The following is a 14,558-nucleotide window of genomic DNA, read 5'->3' on the forward strand; positions in this document are numbered from 1 at the left end:
GATGGTATAAAACTGCGAAAAATTTCGAGTTAACCACCGGGAGACTCATGGCACGATCAAAACTCTATTTGATCTAAAGCTAATCTGGAAATTAGCTGGGCAAGTCAGTTGGCGGAAGTAACCCCACTCATGTAGCAAGTTTAATTGTAACTTGTTACGATTCAATCGCTCTCGAGAATTCTGTCTCGGAACTTGAAAGTTGGCGCATGATACCCTTTTGTAAAAATAATGCAAGTAACATAGTGTAATAATTAACCAACATTACGTAAATGGGCACGGTTTTTGCTTTTCGGTTCATAAACTTAGCTAACGTTACATAAATTTCACATATCACAATCACGGCGCTTGCTATTTCAATATAGCTCGTCCAATTGTATTTGCATCACTGCCAAACCATATTGCATCACTTGCTTGGTGATAATACATATAACGAATTGACCCACCACCACTTGGTATATCTTGTGAGGTAATAAAGCCTTTACTATTACTATCAAATACTCTGAGTTTATTTGGCTTAACGCCAGTAAGTGCAAGCCAAACTCTATCGTTATCATCTATAGCTGAGCCGTAAAGTTTCGCTTTATCAATTTCAGGCATGAGCCAACGTTCCAATATTTTAGTATCAGGATTAAACTTTCCTAAATAGCCTAGCTTATGGTCTAAATAAAAAATGCCATTATTCTGACTTATCTCTAACCTCCTTGGTCGCTCCTGAACATCTAATAGATCAATAATTTCAAGACTCAAACTTGCTACATTTACTTTAGCTATTTTATTAGTGCCAAACAGTACTACCCAAGGTACATCATCATAATCAACTTTAATGCCGTATGGCCTAGCCCTTTCTACGCCAACATCAATCAACTTAACTTGTTTAGTTTCGGTATCTAAAAAACCAATCTTATTACCCCATTGTGCAGTAAACCAAATATCTTGTTGGGAGTTAAATACCAAAGTATGCGGATCGATGGGCGTATCAACAGGCATAGCTATTTTTTCAATAGTACCAGTTTTAGGATCTAATAAACCTATATGGCTATTTCGATTGCCGGCATACCAGATTCTATCTTTGCTATCGATAATTAGATTATGGGGATGAGTATTATCACTTAACTCGAAACGTTTGAATTTTCCTGTATTAGGGTCTAGATTGGCAATATAATTTCCTGATTGCCCACAAAACCAAACTATTCCGCTAGAATCTATTGCAGGATCTCTAGGACGAGTGTTAGGCCAAGGCACTTGCCACTCTTTTATTTCAATAGTAGCAATTTTTTGCTCAGCTAATAGGTTTGAGCTAAACAAACAGATAAATAAACAGATAAATAAAATAAATAATATCAGTAGCAGCTTTTTCAATTTTTATACCTATCATCACAACGCTTATATAAAATATAGACAATAGATGACCACTACTCAAAATATAGTATTAGAATTTAGCTCGTTCACTTTTAACTCTTTAGGTAAATGCTAAAAAGGCAAAAGCCCTAAACATACAAATATACGTTTAGGGCTATTACAGAAATCAGAGAGTGATTGACAGATCAGGCCTCTAATTAACTAATACCAAGTGAAATAACAATATAAAACTTAGTTTAACTATCGATATTAAATTCACCTTTAACATCTTTTACTTTTAAACCGCCAGAGCCACTTTCTGTGATAGTTAATCCACCAGCATCAGATAAATCAATATCACCAGAGCCATCATCTATAGTGACGCTGCCACCAATATGATGAATGTTCATATCACCAGAGCCATCAACGACTTTCACTGAGCCACTAATATCAGCGATAGACATCTCACCTGAACCATCATCAATATCTACATTGCCACTAACATTACTTACTTGTAACTCTCCTGAGCCGTCTTCTATGGTTACATCGCCTTGGATGTTCTTAACCAACAAACTACCTGAGCCATCGTCAATGGTTACTTTATTATTGATGTTTTTTACTTCAATAGGACCTGAGCCATCATCAATATCTAATGCTAATGATTTAGGTACTGTAACGTGCAGGTCAATGCTTGGAGAATTTCCATTCCAAAAACCACTAGTAGAATTATTTTTTGCCACTAATACTGCACGAGAGCCAACTTTTTTAAGACTTAAATCATAATTTTTATCGTTGTCAGTATAGATGTCCGCTTTAACGGTAATTTCAGTAACATTATCCGAGCCAGTGATTACTAGCTCACCTGAACCAGATTCAACTTCTAGCATATTTAATTGCTCACTAGTTATTGTTAATGATTCTTGTAAATGGATGTCTGCAGAACGCGCATTACTTGAACCCACATGAAAAACACAGCCGCTTAAAGTAATAGCAGCAGTTAGTAAGGCAATTGATTTGATTAATTTCATTTTTCGATATCCCTGATAAAATTGGTAAATTCTAATAATTTAACTACTAACCTACAAGATACACGCCAACTTTATAACGTATTGTTTTTATTGAATTTACCAAAACAAATCAAAACTAGCAAAATAACAAAATAGTCAATTAAACTATTTATTAGTATTTTTAATCATTGATTAATGCGGTTTCTACAAATCAATTATAAAAAAATGTAAATATCAGGATAGATGCCAAACGCGAGCAAAATCATAGTTAACGAAAATAATAAAATATGGGATAAGCTACTATTTATAGATAAGTCATAAGCATTAGCGCCATTTGGTATATGTTTAGCAAACATAATAAAAATAATACGCAAATAGTAATACAAGCCAATAGAGCTGCCGACAACTAAGCTTGCTAGCAATAACCAGCTTTGATTTGTCAAAGCAGAAGTAATTAAATAAAACTTACCAATAAAGCCCATGCTAAGAGGAATACCAGCTAAAGATAGCAGCGCTAATATAATCGCACTCGCTTGTATTGGTGACAGCCAAAAGAGGCCTTGCCAATTGTGCCAATTATCTAGGTCAGAGCTTGAGTTAGATTTTGATGTTTCAGCTATAAAGGTAAACAGTATCAATGTAGCTACAGCATATGCGGTGAGGTAAAACAGTACACTTTGCTTAGCAAACTCTATTGATGAAGTTGATAGCACCGGTAAAATAATAAGTAAATAACCCATATGAGCAATAGATGAGTAAGCAAGTAAACGCTTAATATTATTTTGTTTCAAGGCTAATAAATTACCAACTAGCATAGATGCTACTGCGATCAGGCTGATAATAGTCAGCATTACCTGATCAAGAAACTGCTCTGATAAAAACCAAAACTTAATTAATACACTAAACATAGCGATTTTAGATACTGTAGCTAAAAGCATGGTCACAGGTGCAGGCGCACCTTGGTATACATCGGGAGTCCAAAAATGAAATGGTGCAAGAGATAATTTAAATGCTATACCAACCAGTAATAAGATACTTCCTGCTTGAGCAAATAACTTCGAATTAGCTGTGGAGTTGTCTAGGTTAGCCTCAATATAAGTAAAGCTCATATCGCCACTGTAAGCATAAAGCATTGCCATTCCTAACAATAAAATACTCGATGCGGTGGCGCTTAAGATTAAATACTTAAAGCTTGCTTCTAGGGTTTGCCTGCGGTCTCTTAAATAACCGACAAGACCAATAACAGCAATACTTAACAGCTCTAATCCTAAAAATACACTGGCGAAATGATCGCTTATGCTTAAAATCAAAGCACCTAAAGTTACTAACATCACTAGCAAATAATATTCATCATGGACTTCATGACTAATTGTTAAATAGTTACCGCTAACTAAAACCACCATTGCCGAACAAAATAAAATCGTATTAACAATCGAAAATGAAAATCCGTCTAAATAAAACAACAAGGTTATTTGGCTATTTAACGCAGGTAGAGAAAATACCGATGAAGCGATAGCCAATAAGATACAGATAAAAGTAAAGCTTTGAATTAAACGTGTTGATCGCTTAAAAGCAATTAACAGCATTTGTAATACTATTGCTAAAGAAATAATTAGCTGTGGAGATATGGCTAATAGCTCAAAACTACTCATGACATTACCTCAATAGATAGCTTGTCTATTGTTATCAGGTTTATATTAGTGTGTAGGCTATACTCGGTAAAATGATTAAGAATCAACTCGGGGAACAAGCCAAATAAAACTAGTAAAAACAATAAGCTACTACAAACCAACAACTCCCGATGGGTTAAATCAATGATCTGATGTTGTACTTTTCCTTGAAAGCTTTGTCCAAATAAATAGATACCATAAATTGCCGAGCCAATTAACCCTAAAGCCCCTAAAACAACTTGCAGCGGGTAAACCTTAAACGCCCCCGTTAAACTTAAGAATTCACCAACAAAGTTTACTAATCCAGGTAAACCAAAAGCGGCAGCAACAAAGGCTAAAAGCATCCCCCCCATTACAGGTGCGCTACTAAACAAGCCGCCCATAATTTCAAGGTCACGTGAATGTAACCTTGAATACATCATACCCGCCACGGCAAATAACGCCGCGCTACTTAAACCATGAGCAACAATGGTTAATAGTGCGCCATGGTAAGCAATTTGCTCGAAGGAAAATAACGCCAACATTACAAACCCCATATGAGAGATAGAGCTGTAAGCTACTAAACGTTTAAAGTCTGTTTGTGCAAAGGCCAATTTTGCGCCATATAATATACTGATCACGCCAAGCCAAACGGCAATGTTCGCAAACTCTAAACTCGCCTCGGGAAACAAACCTAACACAAAGCGAATAAGGCCGTATGCACCAGTTTTTAACAATACACCAGCAAGTAAGACACTACCGGCTGTTGGCGCTTGTGTATGAGCATCAGGCAACCAGGTATGAAATGGAAAGGATGGTAGCTTAACCGCAAAAGCAATAAAGAAACCGAGCATCAAATAATATTGTGTTTGGCTTGATATTGTGAGTTTTTGCAGCTCAAAATAATCAAAACTCCATATTCCAGTATGCTGTTGATTTATTAATGCTAAAACAATAATAGCAAGCAGCATGAGTAAGCTACTTACTTGGGTAAAAATAAAGAACTTTATCGCAGCATAATGCCTGTGTTCATGACCCCAAATAGCAATTAGAGCCGTCATAGGAAGTAACATTACCTCCCAAAAAAAGAAGAACAGAAATAAATCAGTTGCACTAAAAACGCCAACTATACCAGCAAGACTGGCCAGTAAATTAAAGTAATAAAAGCCGATATTATCAGTAATTTCTTGCCAAGAAACGAGTACGCAAACTACGCCAAGTAACAAGGTTAAAGCAATCAAAATAAAGCTTAGGCTATCTATGCCCATTGCATAGTTAATACCAAATTTATTAATCCAAGGGATCTGGCTAATTTTTACATATTGATAAAAAATATCGTGGTTATCATTAGCAAATGAGATTAATAATGCCAAGCTAAAGCCTATGGCGATAAGACTTAACCACTTAGCACTTTGCGGCCGCTGTAATTCAACGCGCCATGCAACAAAACCACCAATAAAAAGTACCAGAATGATTTGCGTTAAGATCATGCCAGCTCTCCTGAAGTTTGCCCTAACAGGACTGCAAGCAGGATGATTACCCCTAAAGCAAGCATGGCCAAATACCACCTTAGGCTAGCAGTTTGTGTTGCTTTTAGTACTTCATGCCAAGTAACAACATTCCAACTTATGGCTTTAATCAACAGCTCAACAACATCATTTTTATTGCATTTACTCAGAAATAAAAATGGCTTCACCAACAACAGAGAATAAAGGCCATTAAAACCAAGACCATTTTGTATAAATAAAGTCAGTTTCGACTTACTTTCACGGATAGTTTTGCCAGCATGAGGGAAATAAATTAAATAGGCTATAACAATGCCGATAAAAGGTGTTGCCACAGCAACACTGTGTAGCCAGCTAGGCTCTGTCGATATATCAATAACATTAACGTCAAATAAAGCGGTTAAATCTAAAGTTATCAAACCGCCGGCTAGCGCTAATACCGCCAGTAAAAACAACGGCATAATTAATAAATAATGGCTTGGTTTGGTAATTTCAGCACAGCCTCGATATTGCCCAAAGAAGGTCAGAAACACCATTCTAAAACTATAAACACTAGTAATTAATGCGCCAACAATAGCGGCCCACCAAAACCAAGGACCAGCGGTTTTAGAAGAGTAAAGCTCGGCAATAATAGCCTCTTTCGAAACAAAACCAGAGGTTCCTGGTAGTGCAATGAGCGCTGCCACACCAATAAAAAATAAGCTACTTATCACAGGCAGTTTTTTCAGCAAGCCGCCCATTTTGAACATATTTTGTTGATGATGCAGAGCTAATATAATTGCGCCAGCGGTTAAAAATAATAACGCTTTAAAAAATGCATGTGTCATTAAATGCATCACCCCTGCACTAAATGCACCAGCGCCTAAGCCTAACATCATATAACCAATTTGACTCATGGTAGAGTATGCCAAAACTCGCTTGATATCGCTTTGAGCCAGTGCGGCAATACCGGCAAGTAATAAGGTAAGTGCGCCGATGATAGCCACAATAGTCATCACCTGTGGCGTGAGTAAAAATAAATTGTTCATCCGCGCAATTAAATAAACGCCTGCAGTTACCATAGTCGCCGCATGAATTAGCGCACTTACTGGTGTTGGGCCAGCCATAGCATCCGGCAACCAGGTTTGCAGCGGTAACTGCGCCGATTTCCCTACTGCGCCGCCAACAAATAATAAACAAATCCAAAATGCCATATTATTATCAACTAATAAGCCCAGCTCATTACTTGTCATAATATCCGTTATCGTTAAGCTACCCACTTCCCTAAAGAGTAAGAATAATCCTATGGCAAAAAAAGTATCGCCAACTCTGGTCACAATAAAAGCTTTTTTGGCGGCCTTAGCATTAGCCGGTTCTTGATACCAAAAACCGATAAGTAAGAAGCTGCATAAACCGACACCTTCCCAGCCCAAATAAAGTAAAACCAAATTGTCAGCAAGAACCAGTAACAACATGGCGCTAATAAACAAATTCATATAAGCCATAAAACGGCTAAAATTTTCATCACCTTTCATGTACGCAGCGGCAAAAACATGAATTAAAAATCCAACTCCGGTAACGACACCGAGCATAACCGCGGAGAGACTATCTAAGCGCAAAGCAAAGTTAACAGCCGCATCACCTAGCTTAAACCACTGCCATAAATGCACAGCAACAACACTGTCAGCTGAGATCATAAAATTATGTATTAAGTAACCTGCCGATAATGCACTTAAGCCTACGGAGCTAACAGAAATAATACTTGCCTGTAGCCAAGTTAGATTTTTACTCAGCATGATTAACAATAAGAAACTTAGCAAAGGATAAAAAGGTAAATAAGCCAGTACTTGCATGCTATTCCCTCAGCTCATTAAGTGCGTCAATATCTAAGCATTGACGCTGTTGTTGCAAGCGAATAAGTAAGGCAAGACCTACCGCTACTTCAGCGGCAGCTAAGGTTAAGATCAATATAAACATTACTTGCCCGTCGGCTTCAACCCAAGCACTACCAGCACCAATAAATGCTAGGCCAACAGCATTTAGCATTACTTCTAGGCTCATCAACATAAACAAGGTATTACGACGAGCTATCACCCCAATAAAACCTATAACAAAAAGAATGATGGCAAAGATAAAAACATGATTTAATGGAATTTGACTCATCGGCTAACTCCCGGCATCAGGTTTAGCAAAATGATAACCCGCAACTAACCCTGCGAGTAATAAAAACGAAGCTATCTCAACGGCAAGTAGGTATGGACCATAAAGTAAAATACCAACTTGTTTTGCTTCAACAATATTAGATACATACAGTTGCTTTGAATCGCTAACAACGATTATATATACGAGCTCGAACAGTAATAATAATGCTAAAATACTGGGCCCAAACCATGCAGAAAACCAAGCTGAATTCCCTTCTCGGCCAAAATGTTTAGGCTCATCATCACCTTGCAAATCGAACATCATCACCGCAAAAACAAAGAGCACTAAGATAGCTCCGGCATAAACAATCACTTCTAACCCTGCGGCAAATGGTGCACCGATAAAATAAAAGCACACTGCAACGGCAAGTAAAGAAACCACTAAATACAACAAAGCATGAATCGCATTACTACCCGTTACTACTCGTAAACTAGCAATAATTGCAATTGTTGCTGCAAAGTAAAATGGTACTTCTACACTCATCACGTTCCCTTTTTTGTTTTAACACTCTGAACTCATCGTTCTTTCTCGAGCAAAATACCGACACAGTAAAAATTATTATGGCATCAGGTCTTTCACATTAACCGGTTGCTGCTCATGCTCACCTTGGCCTTTATTTTTAACATCAGTTTGCACCCCTGATTGTTTATAAAAGTTATAATCTGGATATTTACCAGGGCCATTAATTAATAAATTTTCTTTTTCATAGACTAAATTTTTTCTGTCATATTCAGCAAGTTCTACATCAGGTGTTAACTGAATAGCATAAGTTGGGCATGCCTCCTCACAAAAACCGCACAAGATACAGCGAGAAAAGTTAATTCGGAAAAATTCCGCTCGTTTGCGGCCATCATCATCAATTGTTTGCTGCAATGAAATACAGTCCACCGGACATGCCACCGCACATAAATTACATGCAACACATCGTTCACTACCGTCGGGATCTCTGGTTAATACAATTCGCCCCCGATAGCGTGGTGCTAAATACGGTTTTTGCTCTGGGTATTGCACCGTATCGGCCTTGCTAAAGGTATGCTTTAACACCAACCATATGGTTCTAAATTGGCTATAGAATAATTTAACCATAACTGATATCACCTGCACCGGAGATCACGCCAGTTAATCTAAGTATGGCGGTAAGTAATAAATTAAATAATGCTAGCGGTAACATGACTTTCCAACCAAACGCTAGCAGCTGATCAAATCGGGCACGAGGCAGAGATGTGCGCAGTAAAATAAAGAATAAGATCAAAAGCAAGACTTTGCCGGTAAACCAAACAAGACCAGGGATCATTGCTCCAACAGCTTCAGGTAAAAAACTAGGTGCTAAATACCCGCCAAAAAATAAGGTGACTGCCATAGCTGAAATTAATGTTACTCCTAAATATTCACCTAAGAAAAATAATGCAAATTTTAAACCTGAATATTCGGTATGAAAGCCAGCGGTAAGTTCAGTTTCAGCCTCGGGTAAATCAAAAGGTAAACGATGGCTCTCAGCAATACCGGCAATGAGAAAAACAACAAAGCCTAAAATTTGCGAAGTTATAAACCAATGTTCTTGCTGGGCAAGTACAATATCTCGTAAGTTGAAACTGCCAGTTAAAAGCACAACGCCCATTAATGACAATCCCATAAACACTTCATAACTTATCGTTTGTGCCGCAGCGCGCATACTACCTAACAGAGCGTATTTATTTTTAGATGCCCAACCAGCAAGTACCACGCCATAAACCGCTAAAGAAGTCATGGCCAAAAAGAACAATAAACCTATGTTTAAATTTGATACGCCGATAGTGTCGGAGAAAGGAATAACAACAAAACTCATTAATACGGTTACAGCGGCAATAATAGGTGCTGCAATAAAGATAAATTTATCGGCAAATTGGGGAATAAATTCATCTTTGCCTAAAATTTTTAATAAATCAGCAAGTGACTGTAAAACTCCTCCAGGGCCAACACGGTTTGGACCATGTCGGTCTTGCCATATACCTATCATTCGTCTTTCAACCCAAACTAGCATTGCCGCAATAGGAATAAGCAAAGCTAAGATCACAGCAATTTCGATTAATTTAAATAGCACTTGGGGGTTGATTAAATCAGCCATCATCTAATCCTCCCGCCATTAAGCGAATAGGAATAAACTGATCTTGCTGTTTTAGTCTTCGCAGTTGCTGTTGCTTAGCTTGGTTAATTTGTTCTATTTGCTCATGCAGTTGCTTATCAAAGGCATGAATTTTTTCACTAATAGCTGGTTTTATAATAATTGAGGAATAGTCAAACTGACGTAAAACCTGCTCGTTTAAAAATAAAGTAGCGCAATATTTAGCATGTGCCGCATTTATCTTAACCTGCACAGTAAATTCTTCACCGGCGATGACAATACACGCATGAGAAGATTGAACTAATTTGTATTTATCAGCATCATTAGGGGTTAATTCAATAAATGGAATTGGCTTAGTGAGTTTAAATTCGCTAGTTTTTATTCCTAAATAATCATTAGCAAAAATATGCTTAGCAGGATAAACCTTCAATTCATCATCGCTGCTTTTTACCTCAGAATTAATGGCTGCCTGAATAGACAAATCTTGCTCGTTGTTAGGGTCAAAGATCTGAACGATTGCAGGTGACTTACTAAGTTTACCGCCAACAAACTCTTGATATTTAGAAATCGATTGATTTGAATTCCAACCTGGAGCCCAAGTAAATGGCATTGCCGAGCTATTATTTGCTCGCCCACCTTCCATTGAAAAATTAAATGGTGAGTTATCATCAAGTGTCGTTTTAGCTTCATGTACAGATTGATTTGCCGTCATTGCAGTCCGGCCAGATGAACGATGAGTTTGCCTTGCTGTTTTAAGTAAGAATTGTTCTGCTAAAAACTTAAAAGTATCTGGAAAGTGGCTTTCCAGTTGCGATAATGATGTTCTAAAATCATTTAGATTATCACCACAATCTGCCAGTTTACCTTGCCCTAAAATACCATCTAACATTTGTATGTAGCGCCAACTTGGCAGGATTGGCAACTTGGCATTTAATGCCGAATAAAAACATTGCACACTGCCAGTATAATTAACCACTAAACCTTGTGACTCAGCAAAGCATGCTACAGGTAAAATAACATCAGCATGCGCACAAACAACACTTTGACTATGCTCTAAAGCAATAATAGTTGCAGCACTAGATAGTAGTTGCTGTTGTCCTTCGTTAGTTAAATTCGACAATTCATTTTCAGCAATAATAAGGCTAGTCTCTTGCTCACCTTGCAATTGAGTTATAACTTGCTCGAGTGATAATGTTTGCTGATCAATTAAACTGGCCAAACCTAAGCTATTTACACTGCTTGGCATAATGGCAAAACCAAATTTACCTTGATGATTTTCAGCTAATGCTAAACATTGCTGGAGGATTTGCACATTAGCTAAACTATGACCACTAACAATCAAAGGATTTTGTGCTTGTTGAAGAGCCTTAGTTGCACTTGCAACGAAGTGTTTTTGCTGAGGTTCTAAATAATTAATGTCAGCATCAGGGGCTGTTAACTTGGCATTAATTGCTTGTGTAATAAGGGCTATATCATCCGCATTAGAATAGTTAATTTCTTGAGCAACATCATCAAGTTTACTTTGACTTACCTGAGCGATAAAAAGCGGTGATAAAGTTTTACCTGCCGCAGTGCGCACAGCTTCATCTTGCCAGCGAGGAATTCGCAACCTATCAGCAATGGCCAATCCTGCATTACGAACTGACTGCCTTAAAGCCAGTGCGATACGAGGCGCTGTTTGAGTTACATCTTCACCTAAAATAAGCACGAAATCGGCTTGTTCTATGGCATCGATATCGACACAGTGATGTTGCTTGATTAACTTCTGGTGCAATTGCAACATAAGCATTTGCGTTTGAGTTAACCCTGCACAAAAGTTATCGGCTCCCAAGAGTTGCTTTAATGCGGTATTAGTTTCTAAAGAAGCACGAGATGAGCCAATGGCAATAAACTTTTCAGCTTTATATTTTGCTAAAGAAATATGAATGTCTTTAACACTCGGACTTTCCCCCGAAAATTTAATGCCCTTGCAAGCAGTTAGCCTATCGTCGCTATTAATATAACCAAAACCAAAGCGACCTCGATCGCAAAGAAAGTATCCGTTAATGCTATCGTTATAGCGATTGACGATACGGCGCACGCTACCATATCGCTCACCAATACTTATATTGCAACCCACAGAGCAACCTTGGCAAATAGATGGGGCTGATTGTAAGTCCCATTTCCTTGCATAGTGCGCCGAAAATGGTTTATCAGTAAAGACCCCAGTTGGACAAACTTCGACTAAATTACCAGAGAATTCACTTTCTAAAACACCATCTTGTTGCCGTCCAAAACAAACCTTATTACGTGAACCAAACACTCCAAAATCTGTGCCTCCTGCATAGTCCTTATAATATCTTACGCAGCGATAACAAGTGATGCAGCGATTCATCTCATGACCAATGTAAGGTCCTAAATCTTGATTTTCAAATGTGCGTTTATCGCCTTTATAATCTCGAACACTATGACCTGTCATCACCGTCATATCTTGCAAGTGACACTCACCGCCCTCAGCGCACACAGGACAATCATGCGGGTGATTGGTCATCATGGCACTGATCACCTGCTCTCTAAAAACAGTTGAATACTCATCACCTAAACCAATATACATACCATCAGTTACAGGCGTCATACATGCCATTGCTATTCGGCCTCGAGTCTGACTTTCATCATCAAAAATTGTGACTGCACATTGGCGACATGCACCTATCGATCCCATCGAAGGATGCCAACAAAAATAAGGGAGATTAAGTTTGTTAGATAATACGCCTGCGAGTAAATTATCTTCTGGGTCAACTTGTAATTTAACACCATCAACATAAATGTTAATGGTATTACGCTCGTCTATAGTCACTTTACTCATGTTTAACCCCATTAACGGCTGCGGGGGGATTTTTTGTAAGGTGATTTTGCTTAAGTCCGACACCTATGTGATCTTTTTTTAAGGGGCAACAACCTTGCTCAATGTGCTGAAGAAAGTCATCTTGAAAATACTTTAAACCACTTCTTAGCGGCTCTACGGCACCGGGAGCTAATGCACAATGAGTTTTACCTAACCACATAAAATCACATAACTTATTTAAGCTATCTATATCATCAATACTGCCTTGTCCGTTTTCAATGCGAGTTAATATTTCAACCACCCAAGGGGTACCATCACGACATGGCGTACAATACCCACAGGACTCTTGAGCGAAAAATTTTAATAGATTAAGGATCATACCTACCGGACAATTTTGCGAGTCCAAAACAATAATGCCAGCAGTACCTAATCGGCTGCCTACCTTAGAAATATTGTCGTAATCCATAGGCACATCAAGATGTTCACTGGTTAAGAAATCGGTTGAGGCACCTCCAGGTAAAAAGCCTCGAAGTTCAAGACCATCTTGCAAACCTCCTGCTTTGCCGTAAAGCACATCACGTATGGTCATACCCATCGGCATTTCCCAAAGCCCAGTTGTTTTTACTCGACCGCTGACACCGTATATTTTTGTACCAGGATCGCTATTTGGAGAAAGTGCCTTAAACCATTCGGCCCCATGCTTTAAAATATGAGGTAAGTTACTTAATGTTTCGACATTATTAACTATGGTTGGTTTACCAAATAAGCCACTAACTTGTGGAAATGGCGGTTTAGCTCTAGGATTAGCACGCTTGCCTTCTAAGGCATTAATTAATGCAGTTTCTTCACCGCAAATATAACGTCCTGCACTAGTATGTAGATATAAATCTAAGTGGTAATTACTACCTTGAATGTTACTGCCAAGCCAACCGTTTTCATAAGCTTGCTCAATGGCGCACTGCAAACGCTTAGCACATAAAAAATATTCACCTCTAAGAAAAATATAAGCCTTGTTGGCATTAATGGTATAGGCGGCAATGATCATCGCCTCCACCAACTGATGAGGTACGCCCTCAAGTAGAAAACGGTCTTTAAAAGTCCCCGGCTCCATTTCATCAGCATTACAAACAAGGTACTTATTATCTGGTTTATGCTCGTCATCATCAGCAAACATGGGCACGAAACTCCATTTCATCCCAGTGGGAAAACCAGCACCACCTCGCCCTTTAAGGCCTGAATCTTTAACTAGCTCTAACACATCACTAGGCTGCATTTCTAAAATAGCTTTACCTGCACCTTGATAACCGCCAGCAGCAACATAGCCTTGAAAATCGAGTGGTTTATCTAAATTAACTAGAGCCGTTAAAGGCATCGCATTAGGATCGTAGCTAGGCATTATTGCTCACCTTCCGTCAGTCCATTGGCACTATTGGTAAGTTCAACCAATATTGTTTGCACCGCATCAACCGTTAGGTGCTGATAATGCTTGCCATCAATCATCATTGTAGGGCCTTTATCACATCCTCCTAAACATGCATTAGTTAATAAGGTGAATAAACCATCCGAACTTGTTTGACCAAAGCCTATGCCTAATTCTTGCTGTAGATAGTCAGCAATTGTTTCAAAGCCTGTTAAATAACAACTAATACTATCGCACAAGTGAATGACATATTTGCCAACAGGTTGGCGATAAATCAGATTATAAAAAGTTGCCACGCCTTCTAACTGACTCACCGGCATTTGTAATAAGTTAGCAATAGCAAACAAGCTATCATCAGAGATCCAGCCTCGATTGTTCTGGACAATTTTTAATGCTTCAATACCTGCGGCTTCTCGATATTCTAAGAGAGTAGTTTCATGCTCAATAGCGGCAATTTCGCCTGCACTAAGGTAAGTTCGATAATCAATATTTACCGTGTTAATTTGCTGATATTTTAAAGAAGCTAGAGTCAT

The 14,558-nt window shown here is 38.4% G+C and carries 12 protein-coding genes; all 12 read right to left on the minus strand.

Annotated features, from left to right (window positions below):
- Positions 1-348: 348 nt before the first annotated feature.
- Complete coding sequence (locus tag FNN08_RS08955; protein WP_143584923.1) at positions 349-1,359, minus strand: lyase; 1,011 nt, start codon at positions 1,357-1,359, stop codon at positions 349-351.
- Positions 1,360-1,595: 236 nt separating this feature from the next.
- The gene (locus FNN08_RS08960) at positions 1,596-2,366 is read right to left on the minus strand and encodes a DUF4097 family beta strand repeat-containing protein (RefSeq protein WP_143584925.1); all 771 of its coding nucleotides are present in this window, start codon (positions 2,364-2,366) and stop codon (positions 1,596-1,598) included.
- A gap of 194 nt (positions 2,367-2,560) precedes the next feature.
- Positions 2,561-3,997: an NADH-quinone oxidoreductase subunit N gene (locus tag FNN08_RS08965; RefSeq protein WP_143584927.1), complete on the minus strand. Its 1,437-nt coding sequence runs from the start codon at positions 3,995-3,997 to the stop codon at positions 2,561-2,563.
- Positions 3,994-5,484, minus strand: a complete 1,491-nt coding sequence (locus tag FNN08_RS08970; RefSeq protein WP_143584929.1) for a NuoM family protein — start codon at positions 5,482-5,484, stop codon at positions 3,994-3,996. The genes FNN08_RS08965 and FNN08_RS08970 overlap by 4 nt, the downstream gene beginning before the upstream one ends.
- The gene (gene nuoL, locus FNN08_RS08975) at positions 5,481-7,331 is read right to left on the minus strand and encodes an NADH-quinone oxidoreductase subunit L (RefSeq protein ID WP_143584931.1); all 1,851 of its coding nucleotides are present in this window, start codon (positions 7,329-7,331) and stop codon (positions 5,481-5,483) included. The genes FNN08_RS08970 and nuoL overlap by 4 nt, the downstream gene beginning before the upstream one ends.
- Before the next feature lies 1 nt (position 7,332).
- Entirely contained in the window at positions 7,333-7,641 is a 309-nt protein-coding gene (nuoK, locus tag FNN08_RS08980) for an NADH-quinone oxidoreductase subunit NuoK (protein ID WP_143584932.1), read from the minus strand.
- A 3-nt stretch (positions 7,642-7,644) separates the two neighbouring features.
- On the minus strand, positions 7,645-8,163 hold the full coding sequence (nuoJ, locus tag FNN08_RS08985) for an NADH-quinone oxidoreductase subunit J (RefSeq protein ID WP_143584934.1): 519 nt from the start codon (positions 8,161-8,163) through the stop codon (positions 7,645-7,647).
- A 75-nt stretch (positions 8,164-8,238) separates the two neighbouring features.
- On the minus strand, positions 8,239-8,766 hold the full coding sequence (nuoI, locus tag FNN08_RS08990; RefSeq protein ID WP_143584936.1) for an NADH-quinone oxidoreductase subunit NuoI: 528 nt from the start codon (positions 8,764-8,766) through the stop codon (positions 8,239-8,241).
- The gene (nuoH, locus tag FNN08_RS08995; protein ID WP_143584938.1) at positions 8,759-9,784 is read right to left on the minus strand and encodes an NADH-quinone oxidoreductase subunit NuoH; all 1,026 of its coding nucleotides are present in this window, start codon (positions 9,782-9,784) and stop codon (positions 8,759-8,761) included. The genes nuoI and nuoH overlap by 8 nt, the downstream gene beginning before the upstream one ends.
- On the minus strand, positions 9,777-12,626 hold the full coding sequence (gene nuoG, locus FNN08_RS09000; protein ID WP_185962608.1) for an NADH-quinone oxidoreductase subunit NuoG: 2,850 nt from the start codon (positions 12,624-12,626) through the stop codon (positions 9,777-9,779). The genes nuoH and nuoG overlap by 8 nt, the downstream gene beginning before the upstream one ends.
- On the minus strand, positions 12,619-14,001 hold the full coding sequence (nuoF, locus tag FNN08_RS09005) for an NADH-quinone oxidoreductase subunit NuoF (protein WP_260679301.1): 1,383 nt from the start codon (positions 13,999-14,001) through the stop codon (positions 12,619-12,621). The genes nuoG and nuoF overlap by 8 nt, the downstream gene beginning before the upstream one ends.
- Complete coding sequence (gene nuoE, locus FNN08_RS09010; protein ID WP_143584941.1) at positions 14,001-14,558, minus strand: NADH-quinone oxidoreductase subunit NuoE; 558 nt, start codon at positions 14,556-14,558, stop codon at positions 14,001-14,003. The genes nuoF and nuoE overlap by 1 nt, the downstream gene beginning before the upstream one ends.

Source organism: Thalassomonas sp. M1454 (genome assembly GCF_007097525.1).
GTDB lineage: Bacteria > Pseudomonadota > Gammaproteobacteria > Enterobacterales > Alteromonadaceae > Thalassotalea_A.

Bases quoted from the DNA above. Each gene is read 5' to 3' on its own strand.
- nuoH (WP_143584938.1), bottom strand. From the start codon at position 9,784: ATGGCTGATTTAATCAACCCCCAAGTGCTATTTAAATTAATCGAAATT.
- nuoJ (WP_143584934.1), bottom strand. From the start codon at position 8,163: ATGAGTGTAGAAGTACCATTTTACTTTGCAGCAACAATTGCAATTATT.
- FNN08_RS08970 (WP_143584929.1), bottom strand. From the start codon at position 5,484: ATGATCTTAACGCAAATCATTCTGGTACTTTTTATTGGTGGTTTTGTT.
- nuoL (WP_143584931.1), bottom strand. From the start codon at position 7,331: ATGCAAGTACTGGCTTATTTACCTTTTTATCCTTTGCTAAGTTTCTTA.
- FNN08_RS08960 (WP_143584925.1), bottom strand. From the start codon at position 2,366: ATGAAATTAATCAAATCAATTGCCTTACTAACTGCTGCTATTACTTTA.
- nuoF (WP_260679301.1), bottom strand. From the start codon at position 14,001: ATGCCTAGCTACGATCCTAATGCGATGCCTTTAACGGCTCTAGTTAAT.
- FNN08_RS08965 (WP_143584927.1), bottom strand. From the start codon at position 3,997: ATGAGTAGTTTTGAGCTATTAGCCATATCTCCACAGCTAATTATTTCT.
- nuoE (WP_143584941.1), bottom strand. From the start codon at position 14,558: ATGACTCTAGCTTCTTTAAAATATCAGCAAATTAACACGGTAAATATT.
- nuoG (WP_185962608.1), bottom strand. From the start codon at position 12,626: ATGAGTAAAGTGACTATAGACGAGCGTAATACCATTAACATTTATGTT.
- nuoI (WP_143584936.1), bottom strand. From the start codon at position 8,766: ATGGTTAAATTATTCTATAGCCAATTTAGAACCATATGGTTGGTGTTA.
- nuoK (WP_143584932.1), bottom strand. From the start codon at position 7,641: ATGAGTCAAATTCCATTAAATCATGTTTTTATCTTTGCCATCATTCTT.